General features: G+C 56.8%; 15 protein-coding genes and 3 pseudogenes. 10 read left to right on the forward strand and 8 right to left on the reverse strand.

What is annotated here, in order from left to right:
- Positions 1-356, forward strand: a 356-nt coding sequence (locus DVH23_RS18965; RefSeq protein ID WP_198668009.1) for a transposase, incomplete at its 5' end; no start/stop codon positions are given.
- A 185-nt stretch (positions 357-541) separates the two neighbouring features.
- Here DVH23_RS18965 and DVH23_RS18970 read toward each other — a convergent pair.
- Positions 542-729 (reverse strand): annotated as a pseudogene (locus tag DVH23_RS18970) (IS5/IS1182 family transposase); the annotation flags it as partial.
- Positions 730-889: 160 nt separating this feature from the next.
- Between DVH23_RS18970 and DVH23_RS18975 the strand changes: the two are divergent.
- From DVH23_RS18975 to DVH23_RS18990, 4 genes and pseudogenes are all read left to right on the forward strand, one after another.
- Positions 890-1,696, forward strand: a complete 807-nt coding sequence (locus DVH23_RS18975) for a creatininase family protein (protein ID WP_114578984.1) — start codon at positions 890-892, stop codon at positions 1,694-1,696.
- Positions 1,697-2,009: 313 nt separating this feature from the next.
- Positions 2,010-3,197: a hypothetical protein gene (locus tag DVH23_RS18980; RefSeq protein WP_114578985.1), complete on the forward strand. Its 1,188-nt coding sequence runs from the start codon at positions 2,010-2,012 to the stop codon at positions 3,195-3,197.
- Positions 3,198-3,737: 540 nt separating this feature from the next.
- A pseudogene (locus DVH23_RS18985) lies at positions 3,738-4,411 on the forward strand (IS6 family transposase).
- 174 nt (positions 4,412-4,585) lie between these two features.
- Positions 4,586-6,241, forward strand: coding sequence for a twin-arginine translocation signal domain-containing protein (locus tag DVH23_RS18990; RefSeq protein ID WP_157972497.1), 1,656 nt, complete (start codon positions 4,586-4,588; stop codon positions 6,239-6,241).
- An 839-nt stretch (positions 6,242-7,080) separates the two neighbouring features.
- On the opposite strand, the gene DVH23_RS19000 is transcribed toward DVH23_RS18990, so the two are convergent.
- A complete protein-coding gene (locus tag DVH23_RS19000; protein ID WP_114579021.1) occupies positions 7,081-8,319 on the reverse strand; it encodes a tyrosine-type recombinase/integrase in 1,239 nt (412 codons plus the stop codon).
- Between the two features lie 1,005 nt (positions 8,320-9,324).
- Here DVH23_RS19000 and DVH23_RS19010 point away from each other — a divergent pair.
- Positions 9,325-9,720, forward strand: coding sequence for a hypothetical protein (locus DVH23_RS19010; RefSeq protein ID WP_114578988.1), 396 nt, complete (start codon positions 9,325-9,327; stop codon positions 9,718-9,720).
- Positions 9,721-9,735: 15 nt separating this feature from the next.
- Here DVH23_RS19010 and DVH23_RS19015 read toward each other — a convergent pair whose 3' ends face one another.
- Positions 9,736-11,040 (reverse strand): ArgE/DapE family deacylase, encoded by a 1,305-nt coding sequence (locus tag DVH23_RS19015; protein ID WP_114578989.1) that lies wholly within the window; start codon positions 11,038-11,040, stop codon positions 9,736-9,738.
- A gap of 210 nt (positions 11,041-11,250) precedes the next feature.
- Between DVH23_RS19015 and DVH23_RS19020 the strand changes: the two genes are divergently transcribed.
- From DVH23_RS19020 to DVH23_RS23790, 3 genes and pseudogenes are all read left to right on the forward strand, one after another.
- Entirely contained in the window at positions 11,251-12,867 is a 1,617-nt protein-coding gene (locus tag DVH23_RS19020; protein ID WP_198668010.1) for a N,N-dimethylformamidase beta subunit family domain-containing protein, read from the forward strand.
- A 409-nt stretch (positions 12,868-13,276) separates the two neighbouring features.
- Positions 13,277-14,101 (forward strand): annotated as a pseudogene (locus DVH23_RS19025) (transposase).
- 104 nt (positions 14,102-14,205) lie between these two features.
- Positions 14,206-14,520 (forward strand): hypothetical protein, encoded by a 315-nt coding sequence (locus DVH23_RS23790; RefSeq protein ID WP_157972498.1) that lies wholly within the window; start codon positions 14,206-14,208, stop codon positions 14,518-14,520.
- Positions 14,521-15,062: 542 nt separating this feature from the next.
- Here DVH23_RS23790 and DVH23_RS19040 read toward each other — a convergent pair.
- The 5 genes from DVH23_RS19040 to DVH23_RS19055 form a co-directional block, all read right to left on the reverse strand.
- The gene (locus DVH23_RS19040; protein WP_198668011.1) at positions 15,063-15,875 is read right to left on the reverse strand and encodes an IclR family transcriptional regulator; all 813 of its coding nucleotides are present in this window, start codon (positions 15,873-15,875) and stop codon (positions 15,063-15,065) included.
- A gap of 395 nt (positions 15,876-16,270) precedes the next feature.
- Positions 16,271-16,645: a hypothetical protein gene (locus DVH23_RS19045; RefSeq protein WP_157972499.1), complete on the reverse strand. Its 375-nt coding sequence runs from the start codon at positions 16,643-16,645 to the stop codon at positions 16,271-16,273.
- Between the two features lie 285 nt (positions 16,646-16,930).
- Positions 16,931-17,224 carry a hypothetical protein gene (locus tag DVH23_RS23795; protein WP_157972500.1) on the reverse strand — a complete coding sequence of 98 codons (294 nt, stop codon included), beginning with the start codon at positions 17,222-17,224 and terminating at the stop codon, positions 16,931-16,933.
- A gap of 134 nt (positions 17,225-17,358) precedes the next feature.
- On the reverse strand, positions 17,359-18,756 hold the full coding sequence (locus DVH23_RS19050) for an FAD-dependent oxidoreductase (protein WP_114578993.1): 1,398 nt from the start codon (positions 18,754-18,756) through the stop codon (positions 17,359-17,361).
- Between the two features lie 132 nt (positions 18,757-18,888).
- On the reverse strand, positions 18,889-20,034 hold the full coding sequence (locus tag DVH23_RS19055; RefSeq protein WP_232833829.1) for an alanine racemase: 1,146 nt from the start codon (positions 20,032-20,034) through the stop codon (positions 18,889-18,891).
- 522 nt (positions 20,035-20,556) lie between these two features.
- Here DVH23_RS19055 and DVH23_RS19060 point away from each other — a divergent pair.
- Positions 20,557-21,237: an IS6 family transposase gene (locus DVH23_RS19060; RefSeq protein ID WP_114578994.1), complete on the forward strand. Its 681-nt coding sequence runs from the start codon at positions 20,557-20,559 to the stop codon at positions 21,235-21,237.
- Positions 21,238-21,404: the final 167 nt, after the last annotated feature.

Below are 21,404 nucleotides of genomic sequence, written 5' to 3' on the forward strand. Positions count from 1 at the left end.
AGCGGATGGTCAAAGAGACGATCGTCGAGGCTCTCGAAGAGATCCGCGAGCAGAATCCGGTCGGGCGGATTCTGCTCGTGGCCGATAACTACGGCTCCCATCATGCTCATCTCACCCAGGATCGGGCTGACGAACTCGGCATCGAGTTCGTCTTCATCCCGCCGTACTCGCCGACGCTGAACGCGATCGAGCCGCTCTGGAAAGACCTCAAACGCGAAATCTCACCGGAGATTTTCGCGGACAAAGAGCACTTCCGCGAATTTCTCACCGAGACGTTTCTCCAATTAAGCCGTCGCATAAGTTTCGCTAGTGACTGGATTGAGACTTTCCTCCCGGATATTCAGGTGTTAAGGTGATCACTCATACTCGGGGTGAGGTTATGCACCAGAGTATTATTCCTCATTCTCACCATGCAGCAGCATCAGCCGGGGTGGATTCGGCAAGTATCGAGGTCTACGTGAATTGAGTTCGTCGAATAAACGCGCTCAGAACTCCGATTTTACGATGAACGGCTAGATCGAATATTACTGAGAGTATTAGCTAAAGACGGATGCTCATTAAGGTAATCATCGGTCTCACGGTGGCTCTTCTCCAGTTCAACGCGGAAGAGAATCAACGCAATCCGTACCCACTCGACGCGCCCTCCGGTGCGGCGGGTACATCCGGATCGTCAAGGTGCTGTTTGGCACGGTCTCGACACATCCGCACCTGCCGTCTGAGCGATGCCATATCTCCAGACGGCGTCCAATCCCTGGTTACTTTGTCGGAATCTTCGTGTGAGAGCGTCTGAAGCTGCCGTCAATCGGTGGCAAAACAAGGCAACCTCTTGGCGTGGTGGGGTTGCCGCTACCCGGCGAACGTTTTTGTCTGCTTCCCCAAGTATGCGCCTATGGTATTGGACCCGACGGTCGCCTCGAAACGGGCGTGGACGAGTCAAACGTACGACGAAGTGAACGAAATCGCCACGGAGGCCGGTTCCGTCGCCGTCGTACCGGTTGGCGCTGTCGAACAGCACGGCAAGCATTTGCCCGTTGGAACGGACACGCTGCTGGTGTCGGCGGTCGCGAAGATCGGCTGCGAACAGGCACGCGAGGGACTCCCGGTCCTCTTCACGCCGACGATTTGGTGCGGTCTCTCAGACATGCATCGGGGGTTCGGCGGCGGCATCTCGCTGAGCGTTCAAACGATGGCTGCGGTGTTGGAGGACGTGGGGGGGTCGGTCCTCGACTGCGGGTTCGACGCCATCCTGTTTCTCGACGGCCACGTCGGCAACGAATCGGTCGTGGGCAACGCCATCACGTCGCTCGGTCGGGAACACCCCGACGAGGAAGTGATGGGAATTCCGTACGCGCAACTCGCACGGCCGGTCGTCAACGAAGTTCGGGAGAGTGACATTGGAGGAATGTTTCATGCCGCGGAGTTCGAAACCTCGCTCGCGTTGGAACTATTCGCCGAACTCGTCGATGAGGACGCTGCGGAGGGCGAACTCCTTAACACGCCGTACGACCTGCGGCCCGCCGACTTCTTCGATGGCGGCCCGCTGTCGGTTTACCTGCACTTCGAGCAGTACTCAGAAACGGGTGCGGTCGGCGATCCCGAACTCGCGAGCGCGACGAAGGGCGAACGCCTCTTCGACGCCATCACCGACGAACTCGCGGTTCTCCTCGAACGGATTCACGAGGAGAACCGAGACTGAACAAACGGCGAGAATCGTCCACCGTCGCTACGTTCGGTCAAACTAATCACGTGTCTTATCCGAGTTTGAGCCCGGTAGCGGCCATGACCGACGTCGCTGGGGAGCGGGCTCGCGGTCGGCGAGCAGGTCCACAGCGCTTTCGTTCGAAGGTTCACGATGACGCTCTCGCCGCCCAGCCGCGTCGCCGCCGCGTCGAGCAGTGTAGCCTCGCGAAATAATCAGAAACAAGGGAAGTACCCGCTCCACCACTGGATACTGCATCACCCAACTGGTAAATGAGAATACTTATATATCACAAAAGATATCGTGGGCCATGGTACGGGATACCAACGGTAATGCCGCTCCAGAAGAAACGACAGACGACCGCTCAGAGATTACTGCCCTTAAACAACGAATCTCCAACCTTGAGGAGCGAAACAAGGTGATCGAAGAGGAGCTACGAAGCGAATCCAGATCCGCGAGGATGACACGCCGAAGTGCGTTGGGCGTACTCGGAGGCGGCGCATTACTCGGCACGGCTGGCTCCACCAGCGCTCGGGAAGGCGTCAATGACGAGGACAGTGGTAATCCTCCATGGGCACCCGACGAGCACGATCACAGCGGTGAGTACGGCACCCCAAACCAACTGGGCCAGGCCGCACCTGTCGAGTCAGTGACTGCCCACACTTTCCACGACGTGCCATACATCCAGAAAGAAGAAAAAAGCGGGATCTCAGATCGGGACATCGTGAGCGGGCGCCCGATCCAGATATGGGTTGATCCCAACGGCGACGACGATGGTGGTGGCACCGAAGACGATCCTGTCGCTTCTCTTCAGGAGGCGCTCAACAGATTGCCGTATATCCTTACACACCCAGTCGATATCGTCCTGACCTCGGGAACTGTGGACGATCCGACCGTGCACGATACGGGCGTCGGCGTGATGAGCGGGATGCACATGTCGATCTACCACGCCTACGAGGAGGGGGACACCTACTTCGAGGGCGCAACCGGAATGAACGTCGCGATCCGTAGCGAATCAGGCAATCCCGAAGATACGATCCTCGGTGCGGATTACTATCTCTCGTTTTACTTTGTCGGCAATTCCGTGCTCAATGTCGGATTCAAGGACCTGACGATAGATGGCGGGATAGAGAACTACGGCGGCGTGTTCGGCGCGATCGACTGCGTATTGAAGGGCAGTCCACGGACGGGCCAACTGTTCGCTGGCTACGCTGGTAACACATTCGCTACCCGATGTGAGATTACCGCTCCAGTCGTGACGTCAAACAGCGCGGGCGCGGTGGTGGGCCTCAACAGCTGCACAGTGGACCCACCCGAGGGCGAAACCGACTGGAACGGCAATCGGGGCGTCCTCAGCCAGTATCAAGCCGGTGCGACAGTCTTCGCCAAGGGTGGCGACATCAACGTGCCCTGGTTCGGCGATGGAGCCATCGGCTACGTCGTCACCCTTGACAACATCTACCATCCTGCCGCGCCAGACGGGATTATCGACAACTGAACGAGCAACTCTTTCGGATGGGGCACACCGGTCCGCAGTTTTTGTTCGAAACTCGGGTTTCAGTGGATAGGTACGGTATAGTTGAGGGAATTTAAGAGACAGATCGCAGTGAGTGGGGTCTATGATACTCAGAGACCTTTTGTAGACCTGGGACGTTCAAAGGTTCCGCCAATCATCTCTGACCTCTCACTCAACTTATTTCTAGGAAAGATGTCCCAGTCGTTCGATTCTGAGTGAATTTGTTAAAAGGGAACTCCGTCTAGTAATCCTAAGGGGTAATTAGATGTAACACATTACATAGAATGGTATGCTTATTGATACCTATCGCCACATTTATGTGTACAAGCACATATCATATGATTACATGGCCCCAGTTGACTTGTCACTATTTCCGGGGCTGTGGTCTCAGGCTGACATACACCGCCCATACGGCAAAGTCGGAAACCCGTATGAGCGTTTGAGATAATGACTATCGCTCATCTGTAGCGGTCGTGTTTAATTAAGATTGGAGAATGAGGCGTATCGATTTTCTGAGTGTCTATGACAGAAATCGCACGCCTCAGCGGCCGTAGCGACTGGATCCACTTGGGTTTTGTGGAGGGGGAGCAGACACCGCGTCAACTGATGGCTCTCGGTATTCGACTACATCTTGCTGTATTATAGCTTTCGAATACAATTCGATAACTCGAGTAGTTCGGTGTCGAACGATCGCGGAAGGCCGTCCACGATTGGGTGCAGAAAGCCGATCTACAGCCTGCAAACGACGCGAGCTCGGATCATATTACGCTCGACGAGACAGTGATCCGGATTAATGGCCAACAGTACTGGCTGTACGCCGCCGTCGACCGAATACGAACCGATTCCTTCACGCACGGCTGTTTACGACGACTACGGCAGCAGTAACGCAGCAGTTTCTCTGGGAACTTCGCGAGAAACACGATCTCTCCGAAGCGGTGTTTCTCGTCGATCAGTTCGGCTATCGGACTGCCCTTGCTCGGTTAGGGTTTAACGGTCGGGTCGACTATACTGAGCGAAACCTCATCGAAAAGTGGTTTCACACGTTCAAAATGCGAGTCGACCGTTTCCATAACTCGTGGGTGGGCAGTCGGCGGAGTGCCCGAAGTTGGATTGAACAATTCGTGCATTATCACAACCATCAGAGACCGCATCAATCGCTTGATGGACGAACGCCAGCTGACGAGGCGCTTAACTAGACAGTGCCGGCGTCACCGATCAGTTAGAACATTGACTAGAGGCTTCCGAAAGCAGCAGAGTAGCCTCTTGACGCGGTCAGAAATAGGGAGAGCACGGGTTCCACCTTTAGATACTACACCACCCATAAATAATAACGAAATATTTATTATAGAGAGTATAATCGTGTATGGTGAATGCCTAGACAATCGAGAACAAATGACACAACAGATTGCACGGCCGATGACAGGCAAGACGGGAGCGTTTCACGCCGGCGCTACCTGAAGACGAGCGCGGGTGCGGGCGCGGTTACCACGTTGGGGCTGGCGGCGCTGTCCGATCGGGCGGCGGCGAACCCGACGAGAGCGGAGAACCAGCGGTCGGGCGACGACGACTGGTTGCCGACCGCGCCAGGTGGGGCGCGCCCAGCAGGCACACATCCCGAGGATATCAATCATCACGTCGAGGGATATCCATCACAAACGAGCGTCGCGCCCGCCGAGAGTCTCGATTTCCATGTAAGTACTGCACCTGCTGCAGACTACCGTATCGATGTCTACCGACTCGGGTGGTACGGCGGGGCCGGTGGGCGACGGGTTGCCTCGCTCGCCGAGAAGGAGGGCGAGCAACAGTCGATTCCCGACTGGGACGCTGAGACGGGCCTCATCGAGTGTGACTGGCCGGTCACCGACACGCTCAACGTTGACAAGGACTGGACCTCGGGGGCGTACATGGCTAAGTTCGTGGCAACCAGCGGCGAATACGCAGGCGAATCGACGGGCTATGTCTTCGCCGTGCGCGAACGCGAGGATCGGGGCCGCAATGCGAAAATGCTCGTCCAGTTGCCCAATGCGACCTCTCAGGCGTACAACGGCTGGGGCGGTAAGAGCCTCTATAATTTTACGAGCGCGGCGAGCCACGCGAAGGAAGAGACGGGAGGGTGGACCGCAAACATCGTTTCCCACGACCGGCCCATTGGGGGAGCACCCACCAACCACATGCGGTATGCGATCCACGCCGTTCGGTTCCTTGAACGGGAGGGCTACGACGTCTCGTACGTCATGGACGATGACGTCCACCAGAACCCCGAGATGCTCCAGAACCACGAAATGGTCATCAGCGCCGGCCACGACGAGTACTGGAGTATGGAACAGCGCAACGCCTTTGAGGACGCGCGAGATGAGGGAACGAATCTCGGCTTTTTCGGGGCGAACAGCGCGTTTTGGCAGGTCCGCTACGAAGACGACGGTCGGACGATGATCGGTTACAAGGAAAACGTCGAGGACGATCCGCTCGCCGGGACGCAAAACGAGACCGATCTGTTCCGGAGCTTGCCGGACCCGCGTCCGGAATGTGAACTACTCGGCGTGATGAGTGTAGGGGCTGGCCTCTATAACTTCCCTGATTACACCGTCCAAGAGGAGGCGATCGACCATCCATGGATGGAAGACACCGGCTTCGAGGCGGGCGATACGATCGTCGGCTGCATTGGTCACGAGTGGGACTGGATCCGCGAGGACTGCGAGGTCCCCGGCGAACTCACGAACTTCTTCCACTACGAGGAGGGATCGAGCGATCTCTGGGTCACCAATGATCAGGACGCGGATTCGGTCGCCTACAAGGCTCCGTCGGGCGCGCAGGTTTTCAGTACGGGCACGATGGGATACACGTGGCGCATCGATCCTGATCCCGCATGGAACGATGTCTGGCCCTACAACCGGGTTCAGGAGTACAAACCCGCCGTGCTCGAACCCGACGAGCGTCTCCAGCAGTTCACGCGTAACGCCCTCGATGACCTGCGAAAACCGAACCCGCCCGGTCACGGTGGAGACCCACCTGGACACGGCAAGTGATCCACCCGGTCGGGAACGCGGGCGGTAGATAGGGTTAAGCGTTCAGGTGAGGGACTCGGGGGCCGACGCCCTTGATGTATCGGAACGTAGACTTGCCAATTAGAAACGAACGGAACGAATGAGTGGGTGATAACGAACGCGTTTCATTCAGTAAGGGTAATGAATGCGTTTCGTTCAGTGAGGATAACGAACAGTGGGATTTATCAGGGTGATATTCCTTTCATCGAGTGAAATACTCGCACCGAGCGCACCGATCAAAACGAACGAAACGAACAAAACGATTTCACTAAACTAACGATTGCTATGGTCAAAACCAACACTTCACAAATCACCGTGGCGAATCAGAAAGGGGGCGCAGGAAAGACGACTGATGTTATATCCATACGAAGACTCTGTTCAACGACATCGTCAACCGGCTTGAGGATACCTTTGAGAATGTCCTGCAGATGGAGGTGGACACAGGATCAACAATTGGGGAGGTGTCTCAGGTATCGAAGCCGACTACGGGGTCCATGAGGAAGAAGAGGAACGAACGAGACGATCGAAGTGAATAGGATGAACACAACTAATTCATCTATTGAAACTAACATAACGAGTTCTATGATTGTAATGAACGAAACGAACGAAACGAATTCAACACAAATGGAACGGCCGAACGATCTACATTCCGGATAATCTCATCAACGGATTGAAAAACATGCACCCCGAATCTCAATTGAGACACCGGCTCTGTGACATCGGAGATGGGTAGCCTCCCAACAGTCGTCAAAGGACCTTGTTGTTGTTGGTCCGTGTTAACCCCACTAGTGGCCGAAATCCGATGATACAGTGTCTAAGGGTCACGAACCAAACAGCCCCACCAAGTCATCACGCATCTCATCCCGGCGATGGCGACGGCGTTCGGGCTTCGAGAGGTAGTTATCGAGGACGACATCGGCTGATTTCGAGCCCTGCTCTTCCGCGATATCCTCGAACCGCTCACCCACCCGTTTGACCGCTGCCCCATACGCCGTATACCAGTATCGGCGCCCCATTTTCGGGGTTGGCGTCGACCCGTCAACGGTCACCCCTGCCTCCTCAGCGAGTTTTCGAAAGTGCCGGCGGGCGGTCTCAGTCGAGATATGGCCCGATTTCGAGGAGGATGATGGCAACAGGTAGCCGTTCCATTCGTCGCTGTGCTCGTCGTCGAGGGTATTGATTCGCGATTCGAGCTCCTCGACACCGACTAGCAACGCAACAGTCCCCGGCCCGTTCTTGCGTTCATTCTCGCCAAAGTCGATGTACGGATCCGGCCCCTCGGGATCATCCTCGTCGGGAGTGAGCGTGAGCTGGCGCGTATGGAGAGCACAGACCTCACTCGGCCGTAGTCCCCATCCACAGACTCCACTGACGAGAAGGCGGTCCGCTGGCGTCTCAGCGGTCTGGTAGAGCGACTGAATCTGATCTGCCTTGAGTGCGGGATTATCCCAGTCAGGCGTCGAATCCCATCCAAATCTCCGCTCGAGCCGTGTCGTCGGATCGTAATCGGCTTTCCCGAAGTCGACGCGGTGTTGGTAGAATTGCCTGACCTCCTGGACGTACTTGAGCCGTGATGCGTGCGTATTCAGCGTCTCGTCGAGTCGTCGCAGAACGTCGAATGTATCCGCGACACGGGTTTTCTTCTCGGAACTTCCCTGCTCAGACTGGAGGGAAGAGAGCAGGTCATCAGTGTCGTTCACCTGCTGGTAAGTTTCGACATAGCGGCGAAGTACCGAGCGCCGAGTTGCGATTGTCGATTCAGCCCGCCCCTGTCGGTCCCTGAGCTCATGCAGGTAGGATTCGAGGGCCTGACGGGTGTCTTGATCATCAACAAACGCGAACGCGCTTTCTTCGGTTCCGTCGTGTGGTGGAACGCCGATCTCGTCGTAGAAGTCTCCGGGTGAGAGGTCGAAGGTCCGGGAGAGATGTGCGATAAAGCCTCGATAGCGGTCACTCAGCCAGGCATAGGTCGGTGTCTCGTGGTCGGGATCGAGGCCATCAGCCTGCATCTCTCGGGTGATTTCCTCGTGATAGAAGGCTTCGCAGTCCTCGAGGTCCATCGTGCTATAGCGTGGTGAGTCGGTGGTCGTGTCGGTGGACATTGATGATGTGGTGGTGTGAAGCTGAGTTCTCTTGTTTTCGAGCTTGCAAGTGGCAGGTGAAATCGCGTTACGGAAGGCGATTCGCTATGTGCACCTGCGATTCTAAGCCAGTTGGTTTCGGTGGTTAGGGCGTTATTCTTGATCTACTTATACTTTGTGTGGTGTGGTTTTCCGGTCCAGAAAACCACAACAACACAGAATAGGCCAGATTACCATCCCGAAACAGTAAATCATATAATGATATACCAACTGCCTAGTCTGGAGTTACGAATGCCGATATATCTATGCATCGAATTCCCACTTAGCGCGGTATCCCAACTCGATTGAGGTACGATTGAACGGCTGCAAACTGCCACTCACCGAGCTGAGTGGCAGTTTGCCGCGACTCGGGCGTGAAGTTCGACCGCCTCGATAGCGATGCTCCTCTAGACGGGCGAGCACGGCGTGGTTTACTACAGCAATGTGACCGCGCTCCGTCTCAGGAAGCCACCAAACCGCGGGGCGATGACCCGAGGTTTCATGCGAAGCTCGACGACCCCGAACGGGCGTTGGACGAGGAGATCAACGAGTAGCCACATATCGTACAACAGAATCGCGAACCCGAAGTGGCAGAACCGCACTGCGTACTCTCTTGAGCTTATCCACGGGGCAAATTGCTTGATGCTGCCGTACGCTGCTGCTGGCCCGCCGGGCGAACCCGACTCAAGTCAGGCGATTATCTTGGCGATCCGAGTCCGTATCTCTTTGGCGATGGTAAGGAACGTCGACGCACGGACGCGAGTCTCAGTTCGTTCGTCGCCGAGCAAGCATTTTACTAGTGTGTCCACGAGTCGCCATATCGGGTACAGCAAGCACCCGAAGATGAGATGAAAAACCGGTAACTGTGGTCCTTGCTGGTGGTTTCCGTCATAAACGACTTTATCTCCTGTACCCGTTCTCGATTCCCCACCGATTGGCATACTAGTGCGTGAAACGCGCGATCTGGTGTACGACCGGGGCTTCATCCGTATCACCGTCCAAAACGTCCAGATCTGGATGGTTCGTCGCAAAGACGACGTGTCGTATGTCGGCTCCAACGACGGCATACGACTCTCTGTAGGCCATTTCCGCTTCCAGTTCCAGGAATTCCGATCTGAGCGCCCATTCGATGGTCTCCTCGTTTGGGTCGTCGTCGAAGGTATCGAGGAACTCCTCGCCCAACTGGTGGCGAACCGTCTGTTGAGTGGCATCGGGAGCCGACCCATCGAGGAACGCGACGTATTCGAGATGTTCGCCGACCTCGTCTCCATTCCCGGCAATACAGTCGTCCGACCTGTGCCGATCTGTTTCGTTGCGGTCCTACCGCAAATCGTACTGTGACTCCTGGGAGTCAGGTCAGGTTTCGGCGACGCCACAGTAATCGATCGCTGTACACGCGATCGATTGTGCAGTTTCAATAAGTGACGGTAGGGTAACGTACTCGTTTGCTCCATGGATGTTGTTCGGCTCCGGACCCAACGACATTGCTGGAATGTCGTAGTACCGTTTGTAGTATCGTGTGTCGTTCCCCCCGCTTCCGCCATAGAAGACGCCCTCGTGGCCAGTTATCCACTCCGCGTTACGCATCGCTACCTGGAGGAGTTCCTCGTTCGGGTCGGTCTCGTGAGGATCCGCCTGAAGTCCGAAGAACTCCAATTCCGGCGGATGGTCACTGAGCCACTCGTCGGATTCGGTCACGCCCGCGATCGTCGCCTCAAGTTCCGCCATTACATCTTCAGGTTCTTCGCCGGGAGGCCATCCCAATCGACCAGTTAACTCAACTTCTCCGGGAATGATAGCCGGCCACTCGGCGGCCTCGATCATCCCAATGTTGAGGTTGGTTTCGTGCCCCCGCATCCGCGGATCCTTCCGGTACGCTGGTTCGTAGTCGATACGTGCCTTGCGCTCAGCATCGAGTTCACGCAACGCCTCGTACAACCTCATTGCCTTGTCCAAGGCATTGATACCCTCGAATCCGTATCCGACGTGGGCGCTTTTCCCGTGGACGGTGAGTTTGAAATATCTGACACCTGCACTCGCCATTCCCATGTTCGGCACACCCTTCGGTTCTGCGATGATTGCACCGTCGGGAAGGTATCCACGCATCAACACCGAGAGGATCCCTCCGACGCCCCCGTCTTCTTCCTCTAGTGTGGACTGCAGATAGATGTCACCCTGAAGTTCGATCCCAAGATCACGAAGGCAATCGATGGCGTGGATACAGGCTGTGAGCCCGCCCTTCATGTCACCCGTCCCGCGTCCGTACAGCCGATCGCCCTTCTGGGTCATCGAAAACGGATCGTAGTCCCACTCCGAGTCGGTTACGGGTACTACGTCCATGTGACCACTGAGGGCCAGTGTTGGGCCGTCGCCTTCCCCTTTGATCGTTGCGACCACGTTCGGTCGATCCTCGTATCCAACTTCCTGGTAGGGCTGTGTCTCGAAGAAGCCTTCGTGCTCTCGGAGATCGTCGACGTCTGGTATCCAGACGTCCGGCTCCAGACTCATTTTCTCGAATTTGTCGATGACGACTTCCTGGCCCGGCCCCTCGTTCCCGATCACCGTCTCCTTATCCACCAGGCTCCCGAGCAGCTTGACCATCCCCTCAGTTCGTTCCTCGATCCGTTCGTTAACCTGGCGTTTCAGCTCCTCGTGTTCCATGATCTGGCTAATATGACGAGAGGTCTGTCTTAAGTGTTCTCACGAGTCGTGGTCTGGACCCCTGCGTAGACGATCTCGTTGTATTCCGCGATGGACTGTCCAAGAGCGAAAATCGTCGCGTTCGCGGCACTATTAAATGGACTGCACCCGAGCGCTTCAACTGAGCTCATGGGTTCAACCCTTATCGGTTACGTGAGCGACGAATGGTACGTGGCGTTGAACGACGTTCAACTCGAGTTTCGACGGGACGGGAATCGATACGATGTCGTCCGGTCGACTCCGAGAGGTGCGGTATACGCGGACGTTGGACCTGGAACGTACGATGTCACGCTCGCAAAGGACGGATACGGTTCGAAACACGTGATGGTCGATGTCGACGATGACACTCACCCTTACCAGTTCCGACTCCTCTCTGATCGGTTGTACGGATATATGACTCCGATCTGCTCGACGGCTGGCGACCTGGCCCGATTTCGTGTTCACGCGACGGAAGAAGTCCGAGTGACACTGTGGCGGTACGGTGAACACAGGGAACGTATCCGGCCACTGGACTGGCACGGTGAACACGGGCCGCAGGCCGGAAAACAGCTCCTGCCCGACGGTGATCTAACGCAGAGCGGCGTCAAGTGGCACCCACCACATCCGGGGGCGTTCGCCACTCAGACCGTCGAAGCACGGGATCGAACCGGGCTCTACTACGTTCATCTCGAAGAGAAGGAGTCCGGTGAATTCTTCTCGTTCCCATGGGTCGTTGCACCTGCCGAACCTGACGCCGATGTTGCAGTAGTTGCCGCGACGATGACGTGGAATGCCTACAATAACTTCGGAGGGCGGTCGAATTACGTCAATCCGGCGTCTCTTCCCGATCGGCCGGTGGTCGATTCCCACTTAGACCTGGACCGATACGACGACGACCCATCGATTCGTGAAGGGCTTTATGGCGCTGAAAACCACGAATACGCGCCGCTGTCGTTCGAACGACCCGCTCCATACAACGCGGTCGACCGTGACACCGACCTCCATGACCCGATTCGTGGTCGGTTCGACACCTATTTTGCCCCGGCGGAGTGGCGCTTCCTCGGCTGGCTCGAAACGAGAGGTTACGACTACGACCTGTACGCGGACAACCAGCTTCACGACGGTACACTCGACCTCGACGCGTACGACGTCCTGGTAATCCACACGCATCCGGAGTACTGGTCGCGGACTATGTATGACCGCGTCAAGGATTGGGTCTTCGAACGCGGCGGGCAACTCGCGTATCTCGGCGGTAACGGCATCGACTGCGAGGTCGACGTCGTGGACGAAACCCGGGTCCGCTATCTGAACAAGAGTCGTCCAATATCGATCAGTGAATCCGGCAAGTACGAAGGTGATACGCCACGGTCCCGGGGAGATGAGTACGAAACCCGGTTCGATCGAACGCACGAGTCCGCTGGTCGCCTGCTTGGTGTGGTGACGACCCTGTCCGGTCTGATGACGGCGGCACCGTACGAGGTGGTCACACCTGAACACTGGGTATTCGATGGTACAGGCCTCGAATCGCATGAACGGTTCGGTACCGAAACCCTCCAGGAACGAATCAGCGGCGGTGCGTCGGGACAGGAGACGGATAAGCTTAGCCGGTACGCTCCCGAGTCGGTGCAACTGCTTGCCAAGGGGGCCAATCCCAACGACGGGGGTGCCGAGATGGTGTACTACGAAACCGACAGCGACGGAGCGGTGTTCTCGGTGGGTTCAATAACTTATCCGGCCGCGCTGCTGGTTGACGACCATACGGCGACTATCACGGAGAACGTCCTTGACCGATTTCTGACTGGAGAATAAGGACCGTTTGGGACCTGTACAGAGAGACATCGGGAGAGATGCCGACCGGGAAATTCTGGCAGCCACATACTTATTCGCTCTTGATCTGTGTCGACGGGGATCCGGTCGGGCTCACTGGACTACCACCGAAAACTGCGACCCGTCGAATGCGGCTGGGGCTGTCCGGATGTGTCGAACCTGAAGCTTGAGTATGTAGCCGTGGGTTGAACTCGGATCCGTAATTCATGACGGGATAACTGTTCGGGGGAACCACTGAAATCAGGAATTTCACGACAGTACAAACTTGCACTTCTCGTTCAAAGATAGAAGTACTGGGTCGGTAGTCCGTTATCCTCCTCTATTGAAAATGGGCGACTGCGACGGGGTTACTCCGTAATGAGTTTGGGAAGACGAGGCCGAGAAGGCGATTATGGGCGTCGCTCTCCTCGACCTCGTTGAGACAGCACTACGTGTAGCCAAACAAGCGTTGGGAAACCGAGCGGGCAAGCCCGACTCGGGCGGGCTTGCCCGCGAGGCCCATATCGTCGCACACTGTATTCGCAAAGAGGAAGGCCACAGCTACGCCGAACTGGTTGACCGAGTCAGTCTCATGCCGTCGGTGTGCGACCGTCTCGGCTTCCACCCGGACGCGCCCCCTGACCCAACCACGTTCTACCATTCATTCGACCGCTACGCGATGTACATCTGGCGGGCGTTGCTGCGCATCTCCGCGCAGCAACACCTGCAGTCTGGGCACGTCGCACTCGACAGCACGTTTTTCGAACGCAACCAAGCCTCGCAGTACTATCTCCAGCGGTGTGGCCGAAGCGTCAATACAGTTAAGGCTACGACGCTGACCGATACAGAGTCCCTGGCGGTGCTGGACGTACACTGCTGTATCGAGCGCGAACACGGCACGAAGGCTGGCCCGCGGGTCGTCCGCCGGAACGCGGACGACCTGCGGGCCGTGGCCGCCGACAACGGCTTCCAGGATTGGTACACCGAATACGAGATCACCTCACTGGACGTCGACTACCTCGTTCACTACCGCGGCTCAACACCGAAGGCAACCGCGAATAACGCACTTATCCGGACGAAGGACTACACACAGCGATGGATGGCAGAAACGTCCTACTCAACAGTCAAGCGAACGTAGGAGTCCGCCCTGCGTTCGCGGTTCTGGTATCGCCAGTTCCGTGAAATCGTCCTCTTGTTCGCACTCAACAACCTCAAGAAACTCGCCAAAACGCTATGATCCGGCTCCCGTCCTGCATTTTCAATGGAGCACGTTATCCGGCACTGCTATATTGAGCCCTCAGGCTTGAGTGCTTCAATCGGTGATTTATTGTCGAGGGCTTGGTGGCTGCGATGATGGTTGTAGTAGGTAGTCAGCCAGCGCTCGGCGTTGGTTTGGCAGCCGTTCCAGGTTTTATAGAGCCGCTCGATTCACATGGTATAGGTCTGAAAGACCATCTCAACGATGTTTCGGTCGGTGTAATTGAGATTACCACTGAGATCAGTTCGGGCGAGAGCAGTCAGATAGCCCATCCCATCGATGAGAAACTTCGCATCTCCGACGCGGTGATTCTCTTTGAGGTCGGTAAGGAAGCGTTCGGCCAGATCTCGTCCCCGGTGTTTCGAAAGTCGTGCGTGAGTGATCAGCGCAACGGATGAATACGCTCCAAAGGGCTCCGTCGAGCGCTTCTCACAGCGAGGGTTCGTCGAGTAAGCAAGCATGTGAGCCACGTTGTGAGCGAGATCGACACGCCCCTCTCGGATATTCAGGTGTTAGAGTAATCACTCGAGCACGACTTTCGTATCAACACCAATCGCCGCGTAGAGCTACGCCTCCTGTTCGTTTTCGAGCTGGATCTTCTTTTCATCGCGGCGACGCGGTCTGGTTCGGCGGTGAACTCTTGCTCGTAGTAGTCGGCGTACGCCTGATACCACTGGTGAATCGTGGCTCGGCGTCTCTTGCTGCCGAACCACTTACAGAGGTCCCGACACTCAGCCAATGACGCTGCTCCGGTATGGGCAGCGCACGCCAGCCTGATCAGCCAGGCTGGCATGCGCGTCCGGTCATTATCCAAAAACTCCATATCAGAAGAACACGTGATGTCCACTTGAAGTTCTTTGAGGAGCATCTCCCACCTTTATCGAAGACTCCGTTTAGTTCAATCTCAACTTAACTATGCCCCACAACCGGGGGCGCTAGATTATCGTTGCTCCCCTCGGTTTTCATATATTGCATCTTCGTTCGGATCGGAGAATTGCGAATTAATCTCGATGATGTTTGCACAGTTCTGAACCTCTTCGGGAAGGGTTTCTTTCCAGAACTCTCCTTTGAGCCCACTGACCGGCCCTGACACACTTATCGCACCGAACACGTCTCCATCTCTTGTTTTGATTGGAGCGGCGACGCACCGTAGACCTGGAACCGATTCCTCATCGTCTCTGGCGTATCCACGCTCTTTAATCGATCGTAACCGCTCACATAACGTATCGTAATCGTTGAGGGTATTTGATGTCGACTGTGGGAGCCCGTGTGTCTCGATTATTGCGTCGACTTTCGATTGAGGGAGGAACGCCATCATCGCTTTTCCGATGGCAGTGCTGTGCATGTATTCGTACTGCCCCTCATAGTTCGCCTCGAATTCTATAGCGTCTGCCCCTTTTGCTTGATATAGATACACGCACTGTCCCTGTTCTAGTGTGGCTAAGTTTGCCATTTGACCGGTTGAATCCGCGAGTTCCACCAGTTCCGAACGACCAGCGTGGTACAATCGTAGTCGATGTCGTTTGAATCCTCCAATCTCTAAGAATTTAAAACTCAACTTGTATCTTCCGTCGCTGCTCAGCACGTAGCCTCGCTCCTCAAGTGTATTCAGATGATTGTGCACAATACTCTTGCTCATACTGAGGTCACCGGCTATTTCCGTTATCCCAGCCGTATCCTTTTCCATCAATAATTCAATAATATCGAGAGATTTTTTAACGGTCTTGACAGGATATTTGGCCTGTTCGGACATACCACGGATTGGCTTTTCCATCTACTTAAATATTGTTCTGGTTTATAGAATCGACATCTTTGAGGTGAGTCTCTGCAGGTGACACTCTATCTATTCTATTTGTACGTGTTTACACTGCGGGCTCAACAGCCGACGTAGCCTGAGTTCATGAGATCATCGAACGCCACGGCCAACTCGCTTGAGTTCCTCGTGGCGATTACGTCCCTGCTGGCACCTGAGTGGTTTGCGCAATGGTTGAACCCTTCTTGAACAAGTGTGAGGGACTGCTGAATCGATAGATGGGGTTGGACTGAATAGACGGGTTCACCGTTCAGTTAAAAGGTGCATAGCTTACACAGATCACTCCATTTGATTCTCCAAAACGATTGACTAGGCTAAGTAGACTTGCAAGCGCACTAGACGAGGAACAGGACCATAGGATAGATCCCTACTACGAGTGCACCGACGACATTCATCATACGCGTCGCCTTATCTTTGTCTTCATTCAACCGCCTGGTGAATGTACCGTATGCGGAATAGAATCCGATCGGGGTGAGAAGCAGGGTTAACAACTCACCGTACGGCTGATAGATACCCCGGATAAAGGAGAGTACGAAGCCGAGGCCCACGAATAGCACGGTGAACCCCACCAAAAAGAGCACCCCCTCAAATACCGGAATGGGAGGCTGATCCTCGCGGGGCGGCGGTTCATACCAGCGGAGAGTGACGGCAGCCTGGCCGACAGCGCCGAACACGGAAATCAGGATGATCATCGTCTGTGAATCTGGCATTGATCCCGAGTACGGTATTGCTTGAGTTAACTATTTGTCGAGCCGGGTACTGTAAGATGGTACAGTCGTTGGTATATAGGACCACTGTCTCGTCGCCCCGGTCAGCAATCTCCTCATCCATGTCTTGGTAATTCTTTCGAACCAGAAATTCAACTCGCCCGTCGTAGCGACGGACGAGTGTTACGACTGGCGATTTGTCTGATTCGAAGCTTCCTCGTCTCTCTTTTGAGTTCGCGCTTGCGCGGATTCTCCTCCTCTTTTCTACACCCTTCTCACCGCTGTGACTTAAATACCATCGGCTTCGAACACGTCTAAAAGCACAAGATCGTCCAGCTCACCGCATAGCTCTTGGAGATCATGACGGAAGTTCAACACTGACTCGTGGTCCCGCTCAAGCTCCGACGCGATCTGTGCGGTCGGCACAGATCGCCTCTCCTTGATCATGTAAAATATCTCTTCTACTTTTCCAAACGATGGATCTCTACCGCCGATGTGGATCCGGTGACGCTCCAACCAAGGGACCTCCTGCCGGCAGCTCCTATAGTATAGTTCGCGGCGCTCCAGCGGCGCACGGCCCACGCTCGCCTTCCGCTTCGATCATAGTGTTCCAATACACAGAGCAAACGGTGGACGGAGGTGGTACATCTCGCTTCATAATTCGTCCTCGAAATCACTACTAAACCCGACGAAGTAGGCGGTTTATGGCAGCGGCGTTAGCTCTGGTCGGCGTAACGGGCCGCGCGCTGTCCGGCCACTCGACCTGTCGTCAGGGCAGTTGCCAGGCCCCCGATGTACCCCCCTTCGTGAACGTTCCCGATGTCTACTCCGGCCGCGTACAGCCCCTCGATGGGCTCGCGCACGAGGTCCGCCTCCTCGGCCGGACCGTGCAGTAGCGTTGAACTGCTTCGCGCCCGACTGAGAACGCGCATCTCGGCGTCGACCGCGATACCGCCGGTCGTGAAAGTGATCCCCGGCTGAAGTTCGACGACATGGAACGGCGGAGTGTCGAAAGGGCTACGGTTAGCCCGTCGGGGTGGGTCGAGCGTCCCGGCGCTATCGTTGCGGATCGCCCGGTTGTACTCGGTCACTGTCCGGACCATGGCGTCGCCGTCCAGATCCCAGTTCTCTACTGCGTCGGCGAGTTTCCCGAGCGAGGGGGCGCTCGCCGTCCGTCCGCCGTGTTCGGCGACGCGCTCAACCATTCTCCCGACCCGTAGTTCGTTGGTGAACTCGGACTCGAACAGTTCGACGTCAAGGAGGTAGTAGGCGCGGCCGCCGGCGTCCTTCGCGGTCGCGACCGCGATCCCCTCTTCTCCGTAGTGGGACGACTCGTCGACGAACCGTTGACCGCTCTTGTCGAGGGCTAGCCCCTGTGGCCCATAGTACTGGGTGACGTCGACGAACTCCCGCGGCGAGATCTCGGCCGGTGGGGCAGCCATGTTGTGCCCATAGAACGACCCCAGTCCGGTGGTCGCCTTTCCGCCGACCGAGCGTGCCGCGAGCAGCCCGTCCCCGGTGCTCCAGGGATTCGAGCGGAGCCACAGGTTCTTGGTGTGGTCTGTGATGTGCCGCTGTACGAGTTCCTCGTTGCCCTGGAAGCCGCCGGTAGCGAGGACGACGGCCCCCGCCTCGATCAGGAGGTATCCCCCGTTGGCCGCGTTCGCCACCACCTGCGTCGCCCGGCCGCGTTCGTCTGTTCGGACGGTCTCCATCGGCGTTCGGCGTCGCACCCGGTCGTCGGCCTCGATCGTTTCCGTGAGGATCGCCGTCGACTCCTCGGGATCTATTTCCCGCCCCCACCGCTCGTCGATGTCGGTCAGGATTGGGACCGTCTCGACTCCTATCGTCTCAAGCCATTTGAGGTCCGTCTCCAGCGACTCGACGACGATCGACTGGAGCTCGGGGTCCCCATAGGGCGCGACCTCGCGGACATCTTTCAAAGTCTCGAAGGTCCAGACCGTGCCCCCAGAGAGATACATTGACCCCCCGGTCCGGGGGCCCTTCTCGAGTACGATCACGTCTTCGGTTCGCTCCAGTGCCGCGACCGCGGCGACGAGTCCGGCCATGCCGCCGCCCGCGACGACAACGTCAGCCGTTAGCGATTCGTTCACCGCTGCCAGTTCGCTTCCGTGCCGCTTATAGATTTGCAGGTGCAGCCAACGATGTCGCGTAGGAATGCAGGGAGCGACCTCGTCATGGTGTCTCGCCAGCGGGCGCGACAGGTGATCCCCTCTCGCGGCTCGCTACTTCAGCTTGCCACGAGCCTGCACTTCCCATACTTCCTTGACGACGCCGTCGCGAACGCCGACGATGGTATCGTGGAGATTGATCGTCGTGCAGACGTGGGGGGCAATGAACTCAAGGCGGTCGCCGACTGTGAACTCCTCGTTGCTTTCGCTGGTGTCGATCCACCCATGTTCCTCGGAGTACCGCTCGTACGCGATGTCGTCACGGTTCTTCGGCAGGGGGTAGATGTCGTACGCGGCGAGGTCCATGGACATCGTCTTGCTACCGCCGTCCACGATCACCCGATCGTCGGCGGCCGTTGAGATGACCGACGTCAGGACGGTCAGCGCGCAGTCCTCCTTATCGACCTCGAAGGGGCGCCGCCCGAGCTCGCCCACGTCGTTGAATGGATACATGCCCGGGTTGATCTCCGTGACAACGGGGTGGCGGCCGCTGAACTTCGAGGTCGCGGTGCCGCCGACCTTGACCTCGTCGATCGCGGCCCCGGTCACGTCCTCAATGCGATCGACCGCCTCCTCGACTTCGTCCATGACGGCCATGCAGAGTCGCTCGTACTCCGACGCCGTCTCGGCCTCCTGAGTCACGTGGGCCTCGTAGGCCATGATTCCGGCGAGGTTCAGGTTCGGCTGCTCGAGGATTAGATCCGCGACCTCCGTGGCCGGGGCGCCGGGCTGGACGCCGACACGGTTGAGTCCCACGTCGAGTTCCAGCACGACGTCGACGGTGACGCCGTGACGGGCCGCGGCCTCCTGCAGCGGGAGTATGTTCCCCTCGCCGTCTACCGTCGTGGCGAACTCATCGACGTGTTCGGACAGCCACACTAACCGATTGAGCTTCTCCTCTCCGACCACCATGTACGTCAGGTAGATGTCGTCGATCCCGTTCTGGGCCATCACCTCGGCCTCCGATAGCTTCTGGCAGACGATCCCGTCGCCGCCGGTCAACTCCTCCTGCCGGTGTGCCAGGTCGGGGATCTTGTGCGTTTTGACGTGTGATCGGAGCGCGACCCTCTGCTCCTTTGCAAAGGACGCGTACTTGGCCATGTTCCGCTCCATCGCGTCGAGATCGACAAGGATTGCCGGCGTCTCAATCTCGTCTGTCGTTTCGAAGAGGTCCGGTTTCAGGTCGGAAGGGGGCCGCATGATTGGTCCGTTCGCCCGACCGGTATTAAATCCCCCTCTCGTCCGCCGAAAGCACCGCCCCACGTTTGCTAGCTCCCCAGAATTTCATCATTCGAGTCTGTCTGCCTCGCTCAGGCAGACACTCCTCAACGACCATGCGGTTGAATTACACGAACTCCATATTGTGAAAGCAACGGCCTAGACAGCTATGGATTATCCGGCATGTGGCGGCCCCGTCACGATGGAAGTAGGCCGGCCAAGCCACTCTCAGCATCAGTGGCGGATCACTGCTTGCCGCCAACGAAGACGAGCCGATTGTTGTCGCCCAAAATTGCTTAGTGTGTGGCTGAAGTAAGGAACGGTGGCTCTGTTGAATTTCTTTTCATGTCCTGTAATTTTGTATAGTAATGTGTTCCAGCCGCTTTGCTCGTGAACGGTATGAGAACATCCTTCCTGAATGTCAGTGACGAAAGGTTTCAACAAGGCTGGCACTGTCTAGTTGCGGGAGTTTGAGAGGTGAGCAGGTCGTAGTGAGTGGTGTCTATGACACTCGGAGACCTGCTCAGAGAGCACTTAGACTTGGATTGTGATGAGGTTTGGGAGAATGAGCGCACCCCGACACCCGTCAGGGTGTTCGGGGTGCGTCTGCATTCGATGGGATTGTCGGTTCGGGAGGTCGTTGCGGTCCTCGAATTACTCGGCGTAGACCGGTCTCACGGTGCAATTTGGAGCTGGACGCATACGCTGTCAGACGCCCAGAGCGACCCGCCGACGGCGGCGCCGTCGCGGGTCGCGGTCGGCGAGAAACAGATCGAAGTCGACGGCGACAAGAAGTGGCTGTACGCCGCGATTGATACGGAATCGAAGCTCCTGCTCGAAATCGACGTGTTCAGCCGCCGCGGGATCGGTCCCGCGGCGGCGTTCTTGCACCGGCTCGACGAGAAACACGAAATCGACGAGACAGAGTTTCTTGTCGACGCTGGTGGGTATCTGACTGCCCTCGCACGTCGAGAATTGAGCGGTCACCTCGACTACAGCGACCGGAACCATGTTGAAAAGTGGTTCCAGACTGTCTCCATGCGACTCGACCGCTTTCACTCGTTTTGGCGGGGCAGTCCAGCCAGCGCTCGCCGCTGGCTACGACGGTTCAGACACCACTACAACCACGATCGACCGAATCAGGCGTTAGATGGACGAACTCCCGCCGAGGAGGTGCTCAACTAGACACCTATGAAAGCCTGCTACCTGCCCAAACCACGGTTGTCATCGTATAGTTTTGGGTGAACCTTTGCAGTTTCCGCAATGAATGAACGCAAATCGCAAGCAGTGGCTATGGTCGGCTGATCGGTCTTCCCTCAGGCGGGAGACTTCTTGATTCGAACGCAGGTGCT

The sequence above is a fragment of the Saliphagus sp. LR7 genome (assembly GCF_003344565.1).
GTDB lineage: Archaea > Halobacteriota > Halobacteria > Halobacteriales > Natrialbaceae > Saliphagus > Saliphagus infecundisoli.